Below are 21,213 nucleotides of genomic sequence, written 5' to 3'. Positions count from 1 at the left end.
ACGGCTCCCCGGAGCCGACGAACGAACGAAGCAGAGAAGAAGCGAATGACTGACACCACCCCCACCGAAGCCCTCTCCGCCGTCGGCGTGAGCATCTGGCTGGACGACCTGTCCCGCGAGCTCCTCGAGACCGGCCGTCTCGAGAACCTCATCGCGGACCGCAACGTGGTCGGCGTGACCACGAACCCGACGATCTTCGCCTCGGCCCTCGCCAAGGGCGAGCGCTACGACGCGCAGGTCAAGGAGCTCGCGGCGAAGGGCACCGACGTCACCGAGGCGATCTTCGAGATCACCACGCAGGACGTCGCGAACGCGTGCGACATCTTCACGCCGCTGTACTCCTCCACCAAGGGCTTCGACGGCCGCGTCTCGATCGAGGTCGAGCCGGGCCTCGCGCACGACACCGCCAAGACCATCGAGCAGGCGAGGTTCCTGTTCGACAAGGTCGGCAAGGAGAACGTCCTCATCAAGATCCCGGCGACGGTCGACGGCCTCGAGGCCATCACCGAGGTCATCGGCGCCGGCATCTCGGTCAACGTCACCCTGATCTTCTCGCTCGAGCGTTACCGCGCCGTCATCGACGCCTACCTCGGTGGCCTCGAGAAGGCCAAGGCCGCCGGCCACGACCTCTCGAAGATCCACTCGGTCGCGTCGTTCTTTGTCTCGCGCGTCGACTCCGAGATCGACAAGCGTCTCGACGCCGTCGGCTCCGACGAGGCGACCGCCCTCAAGTCGAAGGCCGGCATCGCCAACGCGCAGCTCGCCTACCAGGTCTGGACCGAGGCGTTCTCGACCGAGCGCGCCCTGGGCCTGCTCGAGTCCGGCGCCAACACGCAGCGTCCGCTCTGGGCCTCGACCGGTGTCAAGGACCCGTCGCTGCCCGACACGCTCTACGTGACCGAGCTCGCCGCCCCGAACACCGTCAACACCATGCCGGGCAAGACCCTCGAGGCGACGTTCGACCACGGTGAGGTCCACGGCGACGCCATCGCCGGCACCTTCGACGACGCGAACCGGGTCATGGACCAGCTCGCCGCCGTCGGCATCGACTACGACGACGTCGTCGCGCTCCTCGAGAAGGAGGCCGTCGAGAAGTTCAACGTCTCGTGGGGCGAGCTCGTCGACACGGTGAAGACCGCGCTCGAGAACGCCAAGTAGGAGTGACCGTCTCCATCGCCGCCAGCGGTGACGCGGCGCGGGCCATCGACACGGTGGTCCCGCGCCTCGTCACCGACCTGGTGGCGTCCGGGATCACCGCCCAGGACGCCGCCCTCTGGGGTCCCGACGCGGAGGCCGAGGCGTCGAAGCGTCTCGGCTGGGTGGAGGCTGTCTCCGTCTCCCGTCCGCTCGTCGCCGAGGTCGTCGCCCTCCGCGAGCAGCTGCTCGAGCAGGGCGTCGACCGGGTCGTCCTCGCGGGCATGGGCGGCTCGTCGCTCGCGCCGGAGGTCATCACCCGCACCGCGGGCGTGCCGCTCGTCGTGCTCGACTCGACGGCGCCCGGCCAGGTCCGCGCCGCGCTGACGGACCTCGAGCGCACCGTGCTCGTGGTGTCGTCGAAGTCCGGCTCCACGGTCGAGACCGACTCGCAGCGACGGGCCTTCGAGCAGGCGTTCCAGGACGCCGGCATCGACCCAACGGGGCGCATCGTCGTCGTCACCGACCCGGGCTCGGCGCTCGAGTCGGCCGCGCACGACGCCGGGTACCGCGTCTTCACCGCCGACCCCACCGTCGGCGGTCGCTACTCGGCGCTGACGGCCTTCGGGCTCGTCCCGTCCGGGCTGGCCGGTGCCGACGTCGCGGAGCTCCTCGACGAGGCCGACGCCATCTCGGTGCTCCTCGCCGTGGACACCGACGAGAACCCCGGGCTCGTGCTCGGTGCCGCCCTGGGCGGCACCGCTCCCCTGCGCGACAAGATCGGCATCGTCGCGGACGGCACGCACATCCTCGGCTTCGGCGACTGGGTCGAACAGCTCATCGCCGAGTCGACGGGCAAGGACGGCAGGGGCCTGCTACCGGTCGTCCTCGACGTCGACTCCCCCGAGGTCAGCGCCGGCCTGCCGGACCTGCAGGTCGTGCGGCTCGTGGGCTCCCGTGAGGACGAGCGGCACGTCGCCGCCGGCGAACTCGAGATCACCGGCACCCTCGGCGGTCAGTTCCTGGTCTGGGAGTACGCCGTCGCGGTCGCCGGACGGCTGCTCGGCATCAACCCGTTCGACCAGCCCGACGTCGAGGCCGCCAAGGTCGCCGCGCGGGCGCTGCTCGACGGCGAGGCGTCGGCCGACACGGCCGTCGCCTTCGAGGACGACGGCATCGCCGTCGCCGCCACGGGTGGACTCGATGCCGGTGCCACCCTCACCCAGGCCGTGGCGGGCCTCCTGGCCGGTCTCGACGACGACGGGTACGTCGCCGTCCACGCCTACGTGGACCGCGCCGCCGGTCACGACCTGGAGGCCCTCCGCGACCTCCTGGCGACGCGCACCGGCCGCCCCGTGACCTTCGGGTACGGGCCGCGGTTCCTGCACTCCACGGGCCAGTACCACAAGGGCGGCCCCGCGAACGGCGTCTTCCTGCAGATCGTCTCCGACGAGCAGGACGACCTCGCCGTCCCCGGTCGCCCGTTCACGTTCGGCCAGCTCATCCGAGCCCAGGCCGCCGGCGACGCGAGTGTCCTCGCGGCGCACGGCCGTCCGGTGCTGACGCTGTCGACCCGGGACCTCCCGGCGGCGACGGCGGTCATCACGGCCGCACTCACCACCTGATCAAAGGAGTTCACCGACATGTCACCGGTGGCGATCACCCCGGAGCACAACCCGCTCCGGTTGCCCACGGACCGTCGACTGAACCGGATCGCGGGTCCCAGCACCCTCATCATCTTCGGAGTCACGGGAGACCTCTCGCGCAAGAAGCTGATGCCCGCGGTCTACGACCTCGCGAACCGGGGGCTCCTGCCCCCGGGCTTCGCGCTGGTCGGGTTCGCTCGGCGTGACTGGGAGGACCAGGACTTCTCCCAGCTCGTCCACGACGCCGTCAAGGAGCACTCGCGGACCCCGTTCGACGAGGACGTCTGGCGTCAGCTCGAACAGGGCATCCGCTTCGTCCAGGGGTCGTTCGACGACCCGGAGGCGTTCCGGCTCCTCAAGGAGACCGTCGACACGCTGGACGCCGAGCGCGGGACGCTCGGCAACCACGCGTTCTACCTCTCCATCCCGCCCAAGATGTTCCCGGTCGTCACCGAGCAGCTGAAGCTGTCCGGCCTGACCGAGAAGCGCGACGGTTCCTGGAGCCGTGTCGTGGTCGAGAAGCCGTTCGGCTCCGACCTGCGCACGGCGCGCGAGCTGAACGCGATCGTCGAGAGCGTCTTCGCGCCCGACGACGTCTTCCGCATCGACCACTACCTCGGCAAGGAGACCGTCCAGAACCTCCTGACGCTCCGGTTCGCCAACCAGATGTACGAACCCATCTGGAACTCGAACTACGTCGACCACGTGCAGATCACGATGGCCGAGGACATCGGCGTCGCAGGTCGTGCCGCCTACTACGACGGCATCGGCGCGGCGCGGGACGTCATCCAGAACCACCTGCTGCAGCTCCTCGCCCTCACCGCGATGGAGGAGCCCGTCTCGTTCAAGGCCGGACACCTCCGCGCCGAGAAGGAGAAGGTGCTCTCCGCCGTCCGGCTGCCCGAGGACCTGTCGACGGCGACGAGCCGCGGGCAGTACGCCGGCGGCTGGCAGGGCGGCGAGAAGGTGCTCGGGTTCCTCGAGGAAGCGGGCATGAACCCCGAGTCCACGACCGAGACCTTCGCGGCCATCCGGCTCGACATCGCGACCCGCCGCTGGCAGGGCGTGCCGTTCTACCTGCGCGCCGGCAAGCGTCTCGGTCGTCGGGTGACCGAGATCGCCATCGTGTTCAAGCGCGTCCCTGAGGACGTCTTCGGCATCGAGCAGTCGCCGCTGGGGCAGAACGCCCTCGTGATCCGCGTCCAGCCCGACGAGGGCGTCACGCTCCGCTTCGGCTCGAAGGTCCCCGGCGTCGGGACGCAGGTCCGCGACGTCACGATGGACTTCGGCTACGGCCATGCGTTCACCGAGGCCTCGCCCGAGGCCTACGAACGGCTCATCCTCGACGTGCTCCTCGGTGACCCGCCGCTGTTCCCGCGGCACCAGGAGGTCGAGCTGTCCTGGAAGATCCTCGACCCGATCGAGGAGTTCTGGCGGACACAGGGCCAGCCCGAACAGTACCGTCCCGGCACGTGGGGCCCGGCTTCGGCCGACGAGCTCCTCGCGCGCGACGGTCGGACCTGGAGGCGTCCATGAAGATCGACCTGCCGAACACCACGGTCTCGAAGATCCAGAAGACCCTGGTGCACATCCGCGAGGAGGGCGGCGCCGTCGCTCTCGGCCGCGTGCTGACCCTCATCGTGTCGACCGCCCTCGGCCGCGAGGAGGAGGCGATCGAGGCCGCCAACCAGGCGTCCCGCGAGCACCCGATGCGCGTCGTGATCGTCTCGAAGAACGAGGGCGACGTCGGCTCCCCCGGGCGCCTCGACGCGCAGATCCGTGTCGGCAGCGACGCGGGCGCCAGCGAGGTCATCGTCCTCCGGGCCTACGGCGAGACCGGCTCGGACGAGGAGAGCCTGGTCACCGGCCTGCTCCTGCCCGACGCGCCGGTCGTGGCCTGGTGGCCGGAAGCCGCACCCGAGAAGCCGTCGGCGTCGCCGCTCGGCCGGATCGCCCAGCGACGGATCACCGACGCGGCCGCGCAGAAGGACCCGAACGCCGCGATCGCCGCGTTGGCCGACTCGTACGCCCCGGGTGACACCGACTTCGCGTGGACCCGTCTGACCCTCTGGCGGAACCAGCTCGCGGCGGCGCTCGACCAGCCGCCGTTCGAGCCGATCACCGCGGTGGAGGTCTCCGGCGCGTTCGACAGCCCGTCGACGGTGCTGCTCGCCGCCTGGCTCGGTCTGCAGCTGCAGGTGCCCGTCGAAGTCACCACCTCGCCGCGGGCGACCGGGTCGAGCGGCATCCACGGCGTCACGCTCGTGCGTGAGTCGGGCAGCATCGAACTCGAGCGGTCCCTGGTCGACGTCGCGACGCTGTCGATGCCCGGCCAGCCGACGCACGACCTGTCCCTGCCGCGCCGCAACCTGCGCGACTGCCTGGCCGAGGAACTCCGTAGACTCGACCCGGACGTCCTCTTCGGAGACGTCGTCAAGCACGGGGTCGCGAAGATCCGCGAAGGCATCGCGGGCTGAGCGCCTCCACGGTCCGACCGTCCGTCCCCCCTCGTCCTGCTCCGGCGGGCCGCGTGGGCCGGACGGCCGGCCGGACCGACCGCGGTCACACCGGTGACCGCATCACGAACACGGGAGTCACGTGACCAACGAACGGCGGGTGCTGGTGCACCCCGACAAGCAGGCCCTCGGCGCCTCCGTCGCCGCACGCTTCATCACGAAGATCATCGACGTCGTCGACGAGCAGGGGCGCGCGGACATCGCGATCAGCGGCGGCTCCGTCTCCACCCTCGTCCTCGCGGCGATCGGGCAGTCGCAGGCGCAGGAGAGCGTCGACTGGTCGAAGGTGCACGTGTGGTGGGTCGACGAGCGCTGGGTCCCCGAAGGTGACGCCGACCGGAACATCACCGGGACGCAGACCGACTTCCTCGAGCACGTGGCCATCCCCGCCGAGAACGTGCACCCGATGGCGCCGTCCGACGCCGGGCTCACCATCGACGAGGCAGCCACGCAGTACGAGCGCGAGTTGCACGACGCGGCGCCCGACTCCGCCGACGCACCCCGTTTCGACATCACGCTCCTCGGAGTCGGGCCCGACGGCCACACGGCGTCGCTGTTCCCGGAGTTCCCGCAGCTGCGCATCACCGACCGCATGGTCGTGTCGGTCGACGACTCCCCCAAGCCGCCGGCGCAGCGACTGACGCTCACCTACCCGGTGATCAACGCGTCGCAGCGAGTCTGGGTCATCCTGTCCGGTGCCGAGAAGGCGTCCGTGCTCGGGCTCGCCCTCGCCGGCGCCTCGGTGGACGAGGTCCCGGTCGGCGGCGTGCAGGGCCGCAAGCGCACGGTCTTCTTCGTCGACCAGGTCGCCGCTCGCGACGTCCCGGAGAACCTCATCGCGTCGACGTACTGACGCACGGGTCGCCTGCGGGTGACTGCACGGACGGGAGGCCCGGTACCAGCTGGTACCGGGCCTCCCGTCCGTCGTCGGGCTGTGTCCGGCGAGCGGCGCCGACCACGGGCCGCTCCCCGGTCGCGGGCCGTGCCCGGTCGCGGGCCGCCGGCCCGGTCGCGGGCCGCCGGCCCGGCCCGCGGTCGGCCGAGGTCGCACGAAGTGCCGCCTCCTGCGCCCCCGGGCGGCAGCCCGTGCGACCTCGGCGGAACGACGGCGGCACGTCGTGCGACCCCTCGGGCCCGCCGCCCGGCCCGCGGTCGGCCGAGGTCGCACGAAGTGCCGCCTCACGCGCCCGCGGACGGCACTCCGTGCGACCTCGACGGAACGACGACGGCGCGTCGTGCGACCCCGCAGGCCGCGAGGAGGCCACCGGGCGCGCGACGCCGCGCCGCGCTGACGGCTCGGCTGATCCGCCGACGACGAAGGCCCCCGCTCCTGATGGAGCGGGGGCCTTCGGACGTCTGACCGCTACTTGGCGGCCGTGCCGCGACGCTGGCGGAGCTGCTGCAGCGCGTCCTCGAGGAGCTGCGCGGCTTCTTCCTCCGTGCGACGCTCCTTCACGTAGGCGAGGTGCGTCTTGTAGGGCTCGGTCTTCGCGACCTGCGGCGGGTTCTCCTTGTCGCGCCCGGCCGGGAGCCCGGTGGACGGCGAGTCGACCGTCTCGGGGATCTCCTCGTCGGGGAGGTTCGCGGCGAAGTACCGGACCACCTCGTTGCCCATCGCGTCCCAGTACGAGATCGCCACGCGCTCGGCCTGGACGCCACGGTCCTGTTCGCCCATCGGGCCGGCGCCGACGCGCGACCCGCGGATTGCGCTTCCTCCGGATGCCATGTCAGCTCCCTGCCGTGAACTTGTTGATGAGACCGAGCACGATGATGCTCGAGATCCAGAGGAGCCCGAGGATCACGGTGATGCGGTTCAGGTTGCGCTCGGCGACGCCAGATGCCCCGAGGTTGCTCGTCACACCACCGCCGAACATGTCGGAGAGGCCGCCACCGCGACCCTTGTGCAGGAGGATGAGGAGCGTGAGCAGGAGGCTCGTGATCGCGAGCAGGACCTGCAGCACGACGGAGAGTATCGCCACGACGTACCTTTCGTGTGTCAGTCAGCCATCCGAGTATACCGGTCGCGCGGAGGGCGCTCGGGACCCGGGTGGGGCGTGGTGTGCCCGGGGCGCGGCCCGGGCCACACGGCACGAGGCGCGACGGGCAGGACCCGTCGCGCCTCGTCCGGTGCTGGTCTAGAGACCGACGTGCTGTTGGAAGCGCGCGATGGCGGCGAACTCCTGGACGTCCAGCGAGGCGCCACCGACGAGCGCGCCGTCGATGTCGGGCTCACGGAGGAACCCGGCGATGTTGCCGGACTTCACGGAGCCGCCGTAGAGCACCCGCGTGTCCGCCGCGGCCTGGTCGCCCCAGGCGGCCGCGATGCCTCGACGGAGCGCTGCGCAGTCCTCCTGCGCCTGCTCCGCCGTGGCGGCCTGCCCGGAGCCGATCGCCCAGACGGGCTCGTACGCGACGACGATCTCCGCCGGGGAGACGGCGCCGAGGACGACCTGGAGCTGCTCGACCGGGACGACGCCCGCGCCACGCTGCTCTCGCTGCTCGCCGGTCTCGCCGACGCACACCACCGGGACGAGCCCGTGCTTGACGGCCGCTGCCGTCTTCGCGGCGACGACCTCGTCGGTCTCACCGTGCATGGTGCGTCGCTCTGAGTGACCGACGATGACGTACTTCGCGTCGAGCGCGGCGAGGAACGCCCCCGAGACGTCCCCGGTGTAGGCACCGGAGTCGTACTGGGACAGGTCCTGCGCGCCGAACGCGATCGGGAGCTTGTCGGCCGAGATGAGCGTCTGGACACTGCGGAGGTCGGTGAAGGGCGGGAACACCGCGACCTCGACGTCCGCGTGGTCGTGCCGTGCGTCCTTCAGGGTCCAGGCGAGTTTCTGCACGGTCGCGATTGCCTGGAGGTGGTCCAGGTTCATCTTCCAGTTGCCGGCGATGAACGGTGTGCGGGTCATGCGCTCCACCCCAGTGCTTCGAGGCCGGGCAGCGACTTCCCCTCGAGGAACTCGAGCGACGCGCCGCCACCCGTCGAGATGTGGCCGAACTGGTCGTCGGCGAACCCGAGCGAACGGACCGCGGCGGCGGAGTCGCCACCGCCGACGACGCCGAGGCCGTCGACCTCGGTCAGCGCCTTGGCGACGGTCTTCGTGCCGGCGGCGAAGGCCGGGAACTCGAACACGCCCATCGGGCCGTTCCAGAACACCGTCTTCGACGACGAGACCGCTGCGGCGAACCGCTCGGCCGTCTCCGGGCCGATGTCGAGGCCGATGCCGTCCGCGCCGAACGAGGACGACTCGATGGCGTCCGCTGCGACGGTCTCGTGCTCGGCGTCCGCGGCGAACCCGGAGGCCACCACGACGTCGGTCGGCAGGTCGATCGTCACGCCGAGCTCGGTTGCGCGGGACAGGTACTCGCGGACCGTGTCGAGCTGGTCCTGCTCGAGCAGCGACTTCGCGACCCCGTGGCCCTGGGCCGCGAGGAACGTGAAGAGCATGCCGCCGCCGATGCAGAGCGTGTCGACGCGGGGCAGGAGGTGGTCGATGACCCCGAGTTTGTCGCTGACCTTGGACCCGCCGAGGACGACCGTGTACGGCCGTTCCGGGTCCTTCGTCAGTCGCTCGAGGACGGCGAGCTCCTGCTCGATGAGCTGACCGGCCGCGCTGGGCAGCGCCGCCGCGAGCTCGTAGACCGAGGCCTGCTTGCGGTGGACGACACCGAAGCCGTCGGAGACGAAGGCGTCCCCGAGGGCGGCGATGCGCTCCGCGAAGGCACTGCGTTCGGCGGCGTCCTTCGAGGTCTCCTCCGGGTTGAACCGGAGGTTCTCGAGCAGCAGGACGTCACCGTCCTCGAGGGCCTCGGCAGCCGCGGTCGCTTCGTCGCCGACGGTCTCGCCGACGAAGGTGACCGGCTTGGCCAGCAGTTCGGACAGCCGCTGGGCGACCGGCGCGAGCGAGTACTCGGGTGCCGGGGAGCCGTCGGGCCGACCGAGGTGCGACACGACGATCACGCGCGCGCCGGCGGTGATCAGCGTGTTCAGCGTGGTGAGCGACGCCCGCACGCGGCCGTCGTCCGTGATCGTGCCGTCCCGCAGGGGGACGTTCAGGTCACAACGGACGACGACGCGCTTGCCGGCGAGGTCGCCGAGGTCCTCGAGGGTGCGGAGAGCCATCAGGTCAGAGCTTCTCGCCCACGAACTCGGTCAGGTCGACCAGGCGGTTCGAGTAGCCCCACTCGTTGTCGTACCACGAGGTGATCTTGACGAGGTTGCCCATGACCTTGGTCAGGCCGGAGTCGTAGATCGAGGAGTGCGGGTCCGTGGTGATGTCGGTCGACACCAGCGGGTCCTCGCTGTAGAGCAGGATGCCCTTGAGCGGGCCCTCGGCCGCGGCCTTGTAGACGGCGTTGATCTCGTCGACCGTGACGTCCGCCTTGGTCTCGAGCGTGAGGTCCGTGATCGAGCCGGTCGGGACCGGGACGCGGAGGGCGAAGCCGTCGAGCTTGCCGGCCAGCTCCGGGAGGACCAGGCCGATGGCCTTCGCCGCACCGGTCGAGGTCGGGACGATGTTCAGGGCAGCGGCGCGGGCGCGACGCGGGTCCTTGTGCGGGCCGTCCTGCAGGTTCTGGTCGGCGGTGTAGGCGTGGACCGTGGTCATGAGGCCACGCTCGATGCCGAACGCGTCGTGGAACACCTTGGCGAGCGGCGCGAGGCTGTTCGTGGTGCACGAGGCGTTGGAGATGATGTGGTGGTTCGCCGCGTCGTAGGTGTCCTCGTTCACGCCGAGGACGATCGTGACGTCGTCACCGGTCGCCGGCGCGGAGATGATGACCTTCTTGGCGCCAGCGTCGATGTGCTTCTGCGCATCGGCTGCCTTGGTGAAGAAGCCGGTCGACTCGATGACGATGTCGACGCCCAGCTCGCCCCAGGGGAGGTTGGCGGGGTCGCGCTCGGCGAGGACCTTGATGGCCTTGCCGTCGACGACGATGTTGTCGCCGTCGAGTTCGACGGAGACGCCGAGCTTGCCGGTGATCGAGTCGTACTTGAGCAGGTTCGCGAGTGCGGCGTTGTCGGTGAGGTCGTTCACCGCCACGATCTCGAGGTCGCTGCCCTTGGCCAGAGCGGCGCGGAAGAAGTTACGGCCGATCCGGCCGAAGCCGTTGATACCGATCTTGACGGTCAATGGATCTCCTGTTGAGTGTGGAGCGCCTCGGGAGCGCTGCTTTTCGGAGTGTGGAGGTGTCGTACGGGACGACGGCCGACCCACGTGTGGTGGACGATGTGCCCGTGACGTCGCCGCCTCGACCCTAGCAGTCGGACCCCCTCGGACCACCTGGATGACGACGGCCCGTGTGGGTCGTGCGCGGTGGTCGAGGGGGTCCGGTGGTCGAGCGGCTCCGACAGCCGGGGTCCGGCTGTCGCCGGGGTACGCCGGCCGGGGTCCGGCCGGGCGGGGTCAGGCCGGGCGGGGTCAGGCGCCTTCGAGCTCCTCGGGGACGCTCGCCTCGGTGCCCGGGATGCCCAGGTCGGTCGCGCGCTTGTCGGCCATGGCGAGGAGGCGGCGGATGCGCCCCGCGATCGCGTCCTTCGTCATGGGCGGGTCGGCGTGCTGGCCGAGCTCGTCGAGCGAGGCGTCACGGTGCTCGAGGCGCAGGGCCCCGGCGTACTGCAGGTGGTCCGGCACCTCGTCGCCGAGGATCTCGAGCGCACGCTCGACCCGGGCGCAAGCGGCGACGGCGGCCTGCGCGGAGCGACGGAGGTTGGCGTCGTCGAAGTTCACCAGGCGGTTGGCGGTGGCGCGCACCTCGCGGCGCTGGCGCATCTCCTCCCAGTCGGCCGTCGTGCGGGCGGCGCCCATCGCGGTCAGCATCTGCCCGATGGCCTCGCCGTCGCGGATGACGACGCGGTGCACGCCGCGGACCTCGCGGCCCTTCGCGGCGATCCCGAGACGGGAGGCGGCCCCGACGAGTGCCATGGCGGCCTCGTTGCCCGGGCAGGTGACCTCGAGCGCGGCGGCACGGCCCGGGTCGGTCAGCGTGCCGGAGGCGAGGAAGGCACCGCGCCAGATGGCGGCCAGGTCCTCGCGCGTGCCGGTGGTCAGGCGGTTCGGCAGGCCGCGCACGGGGCGACGTCGGGCGTCCATGAGCCCGGTCTGCCGCGCCAGCGTCTCGCCGGCCTCGAGCACGCGGACGAGGTAGCGGGTCCCCCGGCGGGAGGACGCGGTCGACCCGACGGACGCCTCGCTCCGCACGCCGTACAGCTCGGCGAGGTCCTTGCGGACGCGGTGCACGATGATCCGCGTGTCGAGTTCGACCTCGACGGCGATCCGGCCGGAGATGACGTGCAGGCCCCCCGCGAACCGGAGCACGGTCGCGAGTTCGGCAGCGCGGACCGTGTTCCGGTTGACGACCACCCTGGCCAGTTCGTCCTTCACCTCGGCAGTCAACGGCACGGCATCATTCCTTACGTTCTTCGGGGTGGGGTTCTGCGGTCCCGGGGCGCACGCGTGTGGGGCGGCCGGTGGGACGGTCACTCCCGGCCGAGATCTCGGTTCTTCACACGCACGGCGACGTTGGGCATCCCGCGGAGGAGGCTCGCCAGCTCGGCGACGATGGCGACCGAACGGTGCTTGCCGCCGGTACAGCCGATGGCGATCGTAGCGTGTCTTTTGTTCTCCCGCTGGTACCCCTCGAACACCGGCTCGAGGACGGAGGCGTACCGGTCCACGAACTGACGCGCTCCGGACTGCTGCAGGACGTAGTCGGAGACGGGCTCGTCGAGCCCCGTGTGCGGCCGGAGTTCGGGCACCCAGTAGGGGTTCGGGATGAAGCGCACGTCGGCCACCATGTCCGCGTCCGCCGGCAGTCCGTACTTGAACCCGAAGCTCATCAGCGTGACCTGCACGCCGACGAACCGGTCCTCGGCGAACTTCTCGGTCACGGCGTTCGCGAGTTGGTGGATGTTCAGGTCGGAGGTGTCGATGATCATGTCGGACGCCTCGCGCAGCCCGAGCAGCCGAGTGCGCTCCCGGGCGATCCCGTCGAGCAGCGTGTCCTCGCCCTGCAGCGGGTGCGGGCGACGCACCTGCTCGAAACGGCGGACGAGCACCTGGTCGGTGGCCTCGAGGAAGAGCACCCGCACGCGGGCACTCGTGCTCTCGCGGAGCTGCTGCACGGCGTGCTCGGGGTCGGTGAAGAAGCGCCCGCCCCGGACGTCGACGACGGTAGCGATCTTCGGGATCGACTCCCCTGCGCGGTCGGCGAGATCGGTCAGCGGACCGAGCATCTGGGTCGGCAGGTTGTCGACCACGTACCACCCGAGGTCCTCGAGCGCCTTCCCCACGGTCGACCGGCCGGCGCCGGACATGCCCGTCACGATGAGGACGTCGTGCTGCTGCTGCGAGGTGGTGTCGGTCATCTGCGAAGGAGCTCCGTCGTGGTGGGGCCGGGCGGGTCGCCCGGCCGGTTCGAGCGCGGATGGGGCCGGCACACGGTCCGGTCGGGCTCGCGCCGCCGGTCCGCGACCAGGCTATCGTCCGACCGGGAGGCCCGTGGGGCCGTCATGCGGGCAGGTGCGGCCCGTCGGGGGTCGCCTGCGGGACGCGCACCGGGCCTCCCGTCCGTCGGTCGCCGTCACTGCCGTCCCCGACCGACGGTGCGGACGCACCGGGCGAGCCGAAGCGCGCGCCCGTCGGGACACCGTCACCGTCGGGACCGACGCCACCCGCGGGGCTGGCGGGGCCGGCCGCACTGGCGGGGCTGGCTGCACTGGCGGGGCTGGCTGCACTGGCGGGGCTGGCGACGCTGTCCGTCTCCGGGGCGTCGGCGGGGACCGTCGTCAGCTTCCGGACGACCGCCGCCGCCGTCGCGGGCCCGACGCCCGGGACCTCGGCGACCTCCTCCGCGGTGGCCTGGCGCAGGCGCGCGACCGACCCGAAGTGCTTGAGCAGTGCTGCCACGCGGTTCGGACCGAGCCCCGGGATCTCGGACAGCTGCGAGCGGACGTCCCGCTTGCGGCGCGTGCGCTGGTGGGTGATGGCGAAGCGGTGTGCCTCGTCACGGAGGCGCTGGATGAGGAACAGCGCCTCGGAGTTGCGCGGCAGGATCACCGGGAAGTCGTCGTCCGGCAGCCAGAGCTCCTCCAGCCGCTTCGCGATGCCGACGAGGGCGATGTTACGGACTCCGGCCTCGTCGAGTGCTCGCTTCGCCGCCGCGACCTGCGGTTGCCCACCGTCGACGACGAGGAGCTGCGGGCGGTACGCGAAGCGCTTCGTGGGCTTCGACCCCTCGACCACGTCGTCGCCCGTGACGTCGGGCACGTCCGGGACCGCCGCGTCCTCGTCCAGCCGGGCCAGGCGCCGGGTGAGCACCTGGTACATACTGTCGGTGTCGTCGGTGGTCTCGGCGATCGTGTAGCGACGGTACTGGTCCTTGCGCGGCAGGCCGTCCTCGAAGACGACCATCGACGCCACGACGTTCGTGCCCTGCAGGTGCGAGATGTCGTAGCACTCCATCCGGAGCGGCGCCTCGGTCATGCCGAGCGCTTCCTGGATGTCCGCGAGGGCGGCGGCGCGCGTGGTGTAGTCGGCCGAGCGCTTCGTCTTGTAGAGCATGAGCGCCTGCTGGGCGTTCTGCGAGGCGGTCCGGGCGAGACCGGCGCGGTCGCCGCGCTGGGCGGTGCTGAGCTTCGTGCCGCGGCCACCCCGGCGGTCGCTGAGCCACTGCTGGAGCGCCTCGGCGTCGTCCGGCAGCGCCGGCACGACGACCTCGCGGGGCGGCCCGTCGTTCGCCACACCGGGCGTCGGGTCGGCACTCGCCGAGGTGACGAGCTCCCCGTCGGCGTAGACGCCCTGCACGATCTGCTCGACGAGCTCGCCCGTGCTGATGTCGAGCTCCTTGTCGACGACCCAGCCGCGGACACCGCGGATGCGGCCGCCACGGACCGAGAAGAGCTGCACGGCGGCGGCGAGCTCGTCCTCGGCGATGCCGAACAGGTCGAGGTCGACCGAGTCCTTGAGCACGACGGCGGACTTCTCGAGCACGGCCTCCAGCGCCTCGACCTGGTCGCGGAACCGAGCGGCCTGCTCGTACTCCATCGCGTCGGCGGAGGCCGCCATCCGCTGCCGGAGGCGCGTGATCACCCGGCGGTCGTAGCTGCCCATGAACCGGACGAACTCCTCGACGAGCGCACGGTGCTCCTCGATCGTCACGCGCTGCGAGCACGGACCGCCGCACTTGCCGATCTGGCCCGGGAAGCAGGGCTTGCCCGTCTGCATGGCGCGCTTGTACGACGACTCGGAACACGTCCGGATCGGGAAGACCTTGATCATCAGGTCGATGGTGTCGTGCACCGCCCAGATCTTCGGGTACGGCCCGAAGTACTTCGCGCCCTTGATCTTCCGGTTGCGGGTCACCATCACCCGCGGCGCCTCGTCGGCCATCGTGATCGCCATGTACGGGTACGACTTGTCGTCCCGGAACTTGACGTTGAAGGGCGGGTCGAACTCCTTGATCCAGGTGTACTCGAGCTGCAGCGCCTCGATCTCGGAGCCGACCGTGGTCCACTCGACGCTCCTCGCGGTGAGCACCATGCGGCGGGTGCGCTCGTGCAGCGTCGGCAGCGGCGCGAAGTAGTTGCTCAGTCGCGCGCGGAGGTTCTTCGCCTTGCCGACGTAGAGCACCCGGCCGGTTCCGTCGCGCCAGCGGTAGACGCCCGGGTCGGTCGGGATCTCCCCCGCCTTGGGGCGCCAGGGGACGGTGTCTGCCACCTAGCGAGCACCTGCCTTCTCTGCACCTGCCCGGCGTGCGCCCACCGACCGCTCCTTGCCGACCCGGGCGTCCTGCGCGTCGAGGATCTCGCGCAGGAAGACACCGGTGTGGCTCTCCGGGACGTCGGCGACGTGCTCCGGGGTGCCCGTCGCGAGGACCGTGCCACCGCCCGAACCACCCTCGGGGCCCATGTCGATGAGCCAATCCGCCGACTTGATGACGTCGAGGTTGTGCTCGATCGTGATGACGGTGTTGCCCTTGTCGACCAGGCTCTGCAGGACGAGGAGGAGCTTGCGCACGTCCTCGAAGTGCAGACCCGTCGTCGGCTCGTCGAGCACGTACACGGTGCGGCCGTTCGACCGGCGCTGGAGCTCGGTCGCGAGCTTGACGCGCTGCGCCTCGCCACCGGACAGGGTCGTCGCGCTCTGACCGAGCCGGACGTAGCCGAGCCCGACGTCGACGAGGGTCTGCATGTACCGGTGGATCGCGGAGATCGGCTCGAAGAACTCGGCCGCCTCGCTGATGGGCATGTCCAGGACCTCGGAGATGCTCTTGCCCTTGTAGTGCACCTGCAGCGTCTCGCGGTTGTAGCGAGCACCCCCGCAGACCTCGCACGCGACGTAGACGTCGGGCAGGAAGTTCATCTCGATCTTGATCGTGCCGTCACCGGAGCAGTTCTCGCAGCGGCCCCCCTTGACGTTGAAGCTGAAGCGTCCGGGCTGGTAGCCGCGGGTCTTCGCCTCCTGCGTCTCGGCGAACAGCTGGCGGATCCGGTCGAAGACGCCCGTGTACGTGGCCGGGTTCGAGCGCGGGGTGCGCCCGATCGGGGCCTGGTCGACGTGCACGACCTTGTCGAGCTGGTCGAGGCCCTTCACCCGGGTGTGCTTGCCCGCGATGTGCCGGGCACCGTTGAGCTGGTTGGCGAGCACCTTGTACAGGATGTCGTTGACCAGGGTCGACTTGCCGGAGCCGCTCACCCCGGTGACCGCGGTGAAGACGCCCAGCGGGAAGTCGACGTCCACGTCCTTGAGGTTGTTCGCCCGGGCACCCTGCACGGTGATGACGCGCTTGCGGTTGACCTTCCGGCGCTCGGCCGGCATCTCGATCGCCCGCCGCCCGGCCAGGTAGTCGCCCGTGATCGACTCGCGGTTCTCGATCATGTCGGCGTAGGAGCCCGAGTGGACGACGTTGCCGCCGTTGACGCCCGCGCCCGGTCCGATGTCGACGACCCAGTCCGCGGTCCGGATGGTGTCCTCGTCGTGCTCGACCACGATGAGCGTGTTGCCGAGGTCCTTCAGCTTGACCAGGGTGTCGATGAGACGACGGTTGTCGCGCTGGTGCAGACCGATGCTCGGCTCGTCGAGGACGTAGAGCACACCCGTGAGCCCCGAGCCGATCTGCGTGGCGAGCCGGATGCGCTGCGCTTCGCCACCGGAGAGCCCGCCCGCCCCGCGCGCGAGGGTGAGGTAGTTGAGGCCCACCTCGAGCAGGAACTCGAGTCGTGCCCGGATCTCGCGCAGGACCGCTGCCGCGATGTGCGCCTCACGCGTGGTCAGGGTGATCTCGTTCATGAAGCCGTAGGCGTCGTCGAGCGCCATGTCCGTGACGTCGGCGATGCTGCGGCCGTCGACCGTCACGGCGAGGACCTCGGGCTTGAGGCGGGTGCCGTCACAGACCGGGCAGGGCACCTCGCGCAGGTAGCCCTGGAAGCGCTGGCGCTGCGAGTCGGTCTCGGCCTCGGCGAACTTCCGCTCGATGTAGGGCATGACGCCCTCGAACCCGCTCGTGTAGCGCATCTCACGGCCGAACCGGTTCTTCCACGAGACCGAGACCTCGAAGTCCTTGCCGGTCAGGATCGCCGCCTGCACGGACGACGGCAGCTGGTTCCACGGGGTGTCGAGCCGGAAGCCGAGCTCCTTGCCGAGACCGGCGAGCAGCTTCTCGAAGTACGAGTACAGGCCGCTCGTCCCGGTCCAGGGCAGCAGCACACCGTCGGCGAGGGATGCCTCCGGGTCGCCGAGCACCAGGTCCGGGTCCACCGACATGCGCGTGCCGAGGCCCGAGCACTCCGGGCAGGCACCGAACGGCGCGTTGAACGAGAACGTCCGCGGCTCGATCTCGGTGAGCGCCAGCGGGTGGTTGTTCGGGCAGGAGAGGTTCTCGGAGTAGAGCCGGACCGCGCCGGGGCCCTCGTGGTCGACGAGGTCGATCGCCACCGTGCCGTTGGTCAGGCGGAGCGCCGTCTCGAGCGAGTCGGTCAGCCGTCCGAGGATGTCGTCCCCGGCGACGAGGCGGTCGACGATGACCGAGATGTCGTGCTTGACCTGCTTCTTGAGCGTCGGCGGGTTGCTGAGCTGGACGCGCTCCCCGTCGACGATCGCACGCGCGTACCCGGACGCCGCGAGCTCCTGGAAGAGGTCGACGAACTCGCCCTTCTTCTTCGAGACGATGGGCGCGAGGACCTGGAAGCGGGTGCCGGACTCCTGCGTCATGAGCTGGTCGGCGATCTGCTGCACGCTCTGCTTGCTGATGACCTCGCCGCAGACGGGGCAGTGCGGGATGCCGATGCGCGCCCAGAGCAGACGCATGTAGTCGTAGACCTCGGTGATCGTGCCCACGGTCGACCGCGGGTTGCGGTTCGTCGACTTCTGGTCGATCGACACGGCGGGCGACAGGCCCTCGATGAAGTCGACGTCCGGCCGGTCGACCTGTCCGAGGAACTGACGGGCGTACGCCGACAGGGACTCGACGTAGCGCCGCTGGCCCTCGGCGAAGATCGTGTCGAACGCCAGCGAGGACTTGCCGGAACCGGACAGCCCGGTGAACACGACGAGCGAGTCCCGCGGGATCTCGAGGTCGACGTCCCGGAGGTTGTGCACGCGCGCGCCACGGACGCTCAGCGTCGACGTGTCGTGTGGTGCCGTGCCGCCGGGGAAGTGCAGGTCCGAGGGCTCGTCGAAGTCGTCCGGGTCGGACATGGCGGTTCCGCGGTCAGAGGTGATGGTCATCGCAGACGATTCTACGAACCCGCTCCGACAAACGCCCGCCCCGAGGGCTCAGACGAGTGCGTCCAGAGCGAACGCGACACCGGAGGCCGCCTCGCTCGCCGCCCACAGCCGTGCCGCTTCGCCCCGGTCGTGCGCGCGGGGCTCGGCGGGGACGACGGCTGCCCCGCCGCGGAGCTGGAACCACCCGTCGGGTCCCCAGTACTCCCCCGACCGGACGTCGTCGCCGGTCGTGGCGTGCACGAGCGGGACCGCTCCGGCGTCCTTGCCCTGCGCGACCCAGCGCTGTCCGGCACCGATCCAGGCCGGCTCCTCGCGGGCGACGGTCACTTCGGGCCGGGGCGGTGTCAACGCGTCGAGGGCGAGCCCGGGGTGCGCCACGACGCTCGTGACCGCGGACCCGGCGTCGGCGAGCCGCTGGGCGAGCTCGAACCCGAACAGCATCACCGCGAGCTTGCTCCGCGCGTACTGCCGGTAGCCGTTGTACCGACCGGCACCGAGCGGGTCGCGGCGGTCCAGCGTGACCCAGCGGTGCGAGATCGAACCGAGGTGGACCACCCGTCCACCGGTCGCCTGCAGCAGCGGCAGGACCAGGCCCGTCCAGGCGAAGTGGCCGAGGTGGTTCGTGCCGGTCTGGAGCTCGTGCCCCTGGGCCGTGGACTGGCGTGCTCGGGACCCGACCACGCCGGCGTTGTTGAGGACCGCGTGCACGGGGCCGCGGTCGGCGAGCTCGGTCGCCGCGGCACGGACGGATGCGAGGTCGGCCAGGTCGAGGTGCAGGTGGTCGAGCGCTGCACCGGGGACGTGCTGCCGGATGCTCCGCTCGGCCGCTGCTGCCCGCTCCGGGTTCCGGGTCGCGAGGACGACGCGGTGCCCCGCGGCAGCCAGCTGTTCGGCGGCCTGGTACCCGAGCCCGGCGCTGGCCCCGGTCACGACGACGGTCCGCTGCCGACCGTCCGTCGCCGGTCGGTCGGCGGGCGTGGCCGCGTCAGCTGACATGGCCGGCGGCCTCCATCTGTCGCAGTGCCTTCTTGAGGTCCTGGACCTCGTCGCGGAGCCGCGCGGCGAGCTCGAACTTGAGCTCGGCCGCGGCCTGCAGCATCTGGTCGTTGAGGTCCGCGATGGTCGCCTCGAGCTGGGTCGCACCCTCGCCGGCGATGCCCTCGCGGCGCAGGGAGGGCGTCGGGGCGCGACGGCCGTCCCGGACGCCACCACCCCGGCGCTCGAGCAGTTCGCGCGTGTCGTCGCTCTCGCGGTTGAGCACCTCGGTGATGTCGGCGATCTTCTTGCGCAACGGCTGCGGGTCGATGCCGTGTTCGAGGTTGTACGCGACCTGCTTCTCGCGACGGCGGTCGGTCTCCTCGATGGCCTGCTTCATCGAGTCGGTCATCTTGTCGGCGTACATGAGCACCTGACCGGACACGTTGCGCGCGGCACGACCGATCGTCTGGATGAGCGACGTCGACGAGCGGAGGAAGCCCTCCTTGTCGGCGTCGAGGATCGCGACCAGCGAGACCTCCGGCAGGTCGAGCCCTTCACGGAGCAGGTTGATGCCGATGAGCACGTCGTACACGCCCTGGCGGAGCTCGGTCAGGAGCTCAACGCGCTTGAGGGTGTCGACGTCGGAGTGCAGGTACCGCACACGGACGCCGGCGTTCCCGAGGAAGTCCGTCAGTTCCTCGGCCATGCGCTTGGTCAGCGTGGTGACGAGGACACGCTCGTCCTTCTCGGAGCGCTGCTTGATCTCCTCGAGCAGGTCGTCGATCTGTCCGTCGCTCGGCTTGATGACGATCTCGGGGTCGACCAGACCGGTGGGGCGGATGATCTGCTCGACCACGCTGTCGGTGATGCCGAGTTCGTACTCGCCCGGTGTCGCCGAGAGGAACACCTTCTGCCCGACGCGGTCGAGGAACTCCTCCCACTTGAGCGGGCGGTTGTCCATCGCACTCGGCAGGCGGAACCCGTGCTCGACGAGCGTGCGCTTGCGCGAGGCGTCGCCTTCGTACATCGCGCCGATCTGCGGCACGGTGACGTGCGACTCGTCGATGACCACGAGGAAGTCGTCCGGGAAGTAGTCGATGAGGCAGTGCGGCGCCTCCCCCGGACCACGACCCTCCATGTGCCGGGAGTAGTTCTCGATGCCCGAGCAGAACCCGATCTGCTCCATCATCTCGATGTCGAACGTGGTGCGCATCCGCAGGCGCTGGGCCTCGAGCAGCTTCCCCTGGCCCTCGAGTTCGGCCAGGCGCTCGGCCAGTTCGTCCTTGATCGAGGTGATTGCCCGGTGCATGACGTCGGTGTCGGCGACGTAGTGCGACGCGGGGAAGATCGACACCGCGGGCAGGTCGTCGATGACGTTGCCGGTCAGCGGGTGCAGCGACGAGAGCGCTTCGATCTCGTCGCCGAACATCTCGATGCGGATGGCGTGCTCTTCGTACATCGGGATGATCTCGAGCGTGTCGCCGCGCACCCGGAAGGTGCCGCGGGCGAAGTCGACGTCGTTGCGCTGGTACTGCATGCTCACGAACTTGCGCACGAGCTGGTCGCGGGAGATCGTCTGCCCGATGTGCAGCGCCACCGAGGCGTTCATGTACTGCTCCGGCGTGCCGAGACCGTAGATGCACGACACGGTGGAAACCACGACGGTGTCACGGCGGCTGAGGAGCGAGTTGGTCGTCGAGTGCCGGAGCCGCTCGACCTCGGCGTTGACGGACGAGTCCTTCTCGATGAAGGTGTCCGTCTGCGGCACGTACGCCTCGGGCTGGTAGTAGTCGTAGTACGAGACGAAGTACTCGACCGCGTTGTTCGGCAGCAGCCCGCGGAACTCGTTGGCGAGCTGTGCCGCCAGGGTCTTGTTGTGCGCGAGCACGAGGGTCGGGCGCTGCACCTGCTCGATGAGCCACGCGGTCGTCGCGGACTTGCCCGTACCGGTGGCACCGAGCAGCACGACGTCGGTCTCACCGGCGTTGATGCGCCCGGCGAGCTCGGCGATCGCAGCGGGCTGGTCGCCGCTGGGCGAGTACTCGCTGATGACCTCGAAGGGTCGGATGGCACGCGTGGGCTCTACGGCAACTCCCATGGAGTCCACAGTAGGCGCGGCCCCTGACATCCGGCGGCCCTGCTCGCCCACGGCGTAGCGCTCCTGCAGCGCCGCGGCCGGCGCCGCCGCCCGACGGCCGGTCCCCGACA

The 21,213-nt window shown here is 70.5% G+C and carries 16 protein-coding genes; 5 read left to right on the top strand and 11 right to left on the bottom strand.

The genetic code is table 11. From position 1 onward, the window contains the following. Nucleotides 1-45: 45 nt before the first annotated feature. The 5 genes from tal (at nucleotide 46) to pgl (ending at nucleotide 6,149) form a co-directional block, all read left to right on the top strand. Complete coding sequence (tal, locus tag KM842_RS04820; protein ID WP_216261356.1) at nucleotides 46-1,158, top strand: transaldolase; 1,113 nt, start codon at nucleotides 46-48, stop codon at nucleotides 1,156-1,158. Nucleotides 1,159-1,160: 2 nt separating this feature from the next. Then, a complete protein-coding gene (locus KM842_RS04815) occupies nucleotides 1,161-2,759 on the top strand; it encodes a phosphoglucose isomerase-related protein (RefSeq protein ID WP_216261355.1) in 1,599 nt (532 codons plus the stop codon). An 18-nt stretch (nucleotides 2,760-2,777) separates the two neighbouring features. Then, the gene (gene zwf / locus KM842_RS04810) at nucleotides 2,778-4,316 is read left to right on the top strand and encodes a glucose-6-phosphate dehydrogenase (protein WP_216261354.1); all 1,539 of its coding nucleotides are present in this window, start codon (nucleotides 2,778-2,780) and stop codon (nucleotides 4,314-4,316) included. Further along, nucleotides 4,313-5,257, top strand: coding sequence for a glucose-6-phosphate dehydrogenase assembly protein OpcA (locus KM842_RS04805; RefSeq protein WP_216261353.1), 945 nt, complete (start codon nucleotides 4,313-4,315; stop codon nucleotides 5,255-5,257). Before zwf ends, KM842_RS04805 begins: the two co-directional genes overlap by 4 nt. Nucleotides 5,258-5,378: 121 nt before the next feature. Next, nucleotides 5,379-6,149, top strand: a complete 771-nt coding sequence (gene pgl / locus KM842_RS04800) for a 6-phosphogluconolactonase (protein ID WP_216261352.1) — start codon at nucleotides 5,379-5,381, stop codon at nucleotides 6,147-6,149. Between the two features lie 510 nt (nucleotides 6,150-6,659). On the opposite strand, the gene KM842_RS04795 is transcribed toward pgl, so the two are convergent. From KM842_RS04795 to uvrB, 11 genes are all read right to left on the bottom strand, one after another. Then, a complete protein-coding gene (locus KM842_RS04795; RefSeq protein ID WP_110825022.1) occupies nucleotides 6,660-7,022 on the bottom strand; it encodes an RNA polymerase-binding protein RbpA in 363 nt (120 codons plus the stop codon). A gap of 1 nt (nucleotide 7,023) precedes the next feature. Next, nucleotides 7,024-7,275, bottom strand: coding sequence for a preprotein translocase subunit SecG (secG, locus tag KM842_RS04790; protein WP_110825023.1), 252 nt, complete (start codon nucleotides 7,273-7,275; stop codon nucleotides 7,024-7,026). Nucleotides 7,276-7,431: 156 nt separating this feature from the next. Continuing rightward, on the bottom strand, nucleotides 7,432-8,211 hold the full coding sequence (gene tpiA, locus KM842_RS04785; RefSeq protein WP_216261351.1) for a triose-phosphate isomerase: 780 nt from the start codon (nucleotides 8,209-8,211) through the stop codon (nucleotides 7,432-7,434). Further along, a complete protein-coding gene (locus KM842_RS04780) occupies nucleotides 8,208-9,425 on the bottom strand; it encodes a phosphoglycerate kinase (protein ID WP_216261350.1) in 1,218 nt (405 codons plus the stop codon). Before KM842_RS04780 ends, tpiA begins: the two co-directional genes overlap by 4 nt. Before the next feature lie 4 nt (nucleotides 9,426-9,429). Continuing rightward, nucleotides 9,430-10,434: a type I glyceraldehyde-3-phosphate dehydrogenase gene (gene gap / locus KM842_RS04775; RefSeq protein WP_216261349.1), complete on the bottom strand. Its 1,005-nt coding sequence runs from the start codon at nucleotides 10,432-10,434 to the stop codon at nucleotides 9,430-9,432. Nucleotides 10,435-10,722: 288 nt separating this feature from the next. Then, a complete protein-coding gene (whiA, locus tag KM842_RS04770) occupies nucleotides 10,723-11,703 on the bottom strand; it encodes a DNA-binding protein WhiA (RefSeq protein ID WP_216261348.1) in 981 nt (326 codons plus the stop codon). Nucleotides 11,704-11,780: 77 nt separating this feature from the next. Continuing rightward, nucleotides 11,781-12,668, bottom strand: a complete 888-nt coding sequence (gene rapZ, locus KM842_RS04765; protein ID WP_216261347.1) for an RNase adapter RapZ — start codon at nucleotides 12,666-12,668, stop codon at nucleotides 11,781-11,783. A 142-nt stretch (nucleotides 12,669-12,810) separates the two neighbouring features. After that, entirely contained in the window at nucleotides 12,811-15,018 is a 2,208-nt protein-coding gene (gene uvrC, locus KM842_RS04760) for an excinuclease ABC subunit UvrC (protein WP_253206254.1), read from the bottom strand. Continuing rightward, nucleotides 15,019-18,027, bottom strand: a complete 3,009-nt coding sequence (gene uvrA / locus KM842_RS04755; RefSeq protein ID WP_253206253.1) for an excinuclease ABC subunit UvrA — start codon at nucleotides 18,025-18,027, stop codon at nucleotides 15,019-15,021. Nucleotides 18,028-18,075: 48 nt separating this feature from the next. Continuing rightward, entirely contained in the window at nucleotides 18,076-19,023 is a 948-nt protein-coding gene (locus tag KM842_RS04750; protein ID WP_216261346.1) for an SDR family NAD(P)-dependent oxidoreductase, read from the bottom strand. Beyond that, nucleotides 19,013-21,103, bottom strand: coding sequence for an excinuclease ABC subunit UvrB (gene uvrB / locus KM842_RS04745; RefSeq protein ID WP_216261345.1), 2,091 nt, complete (start codon nucleotides 21,101-21,103; stop codon nucleotides 19,013-19,015). The genes KM842_RS04750 and uvrB overlap by 11 nt, the downstream gene beginning before the upstream one ends. Nucleotides 21,104-21,213: the final 110 nt, after the last annotated feature.

Origin of the sequence: Curtobacterium sp. L6-1 (assembly GCF_018885305.1) — a bacterium.
Taxonomy (GTDB): Bacteria; Actinomycetota; Actinomycetes; order Actinomycetales; family Microbacteriaceae; genus Curtobacterium; species Curtobacterium aetherium.
Note: the sequence above shows the minus strand (reverse complement) of the source record. Positions and strands in the feature narration are given on the sequence as shown.

Bases quoted from the DNA above. Each gene is read 5' to 3' on its own strand.
- tal (WP_216261356.1), top strand. From the start codon at position 46: ATGACTGACACCACCCCCACCGAAGCCCTCTCCGCCGTCGGCGTGAGC.
- zwf (WP_216261354.1), top strand. From the start codon at position 2,778: ATGTCACCGGTGGCGATCACCCCGGAGCACAACCCGCTCCGGTTGCCC.
- KM842_RS04805 (WP_216261353.1), top strand. From the start codon at position 4,313: ATGAAGATCGACCTGCCGAACACCACGGTCTCGAAGATCCAGAAGACC.
- KM842_RS04795 (WP_110825022.1), bottom strand. From the start codon at position 7,022: ATGGCATCCGGAGGAAGCGCAATCCGCGGGTCGCGCGTCGGCGCCGGC.
- tpiA (WP_216261351.1), bottom strand. From the start codon at position 8,211: ATGACCCGCACACCGTTCATCGCCGGCAACTGGAAGATGAACCTGGAC.
- KM842_RS04780 (WP_216261350.1), bottom strand. From the start codon at position 9,425: ATGGCTCTCCGCACCCTCGAGGACCTCGGCGACCTCGCCGGCAAGCGC.
- rapZ (WP_216261347.1), bottom strand. From the start codon at position 12,668: ATGACCGACACCACCTCGCAGCAGCAGCACGACGTCCTCATCGTGACG.
- uvrA (WP_253206253.1), bottom strand. From the start codon at position 18,027: ATGACCATCACCTCTGACCGCGGAACCGCCATGTCCGACCCGGACGAC.
- KM842_RS04750 (WP_216261346.1), bottom strand. From the start codon at position 19,023: ATGTCAGCTGACGCGGCCACGCCCGCCGACCGACCGGCGACGGACGGT.
- uvrB (WP_216261345.1), bottom strand. From the start codon at position 21,103: ATGGGAGTTGCCGTAGAGCCCACGCGTGCCATCCGACCCTTCGAGGTC.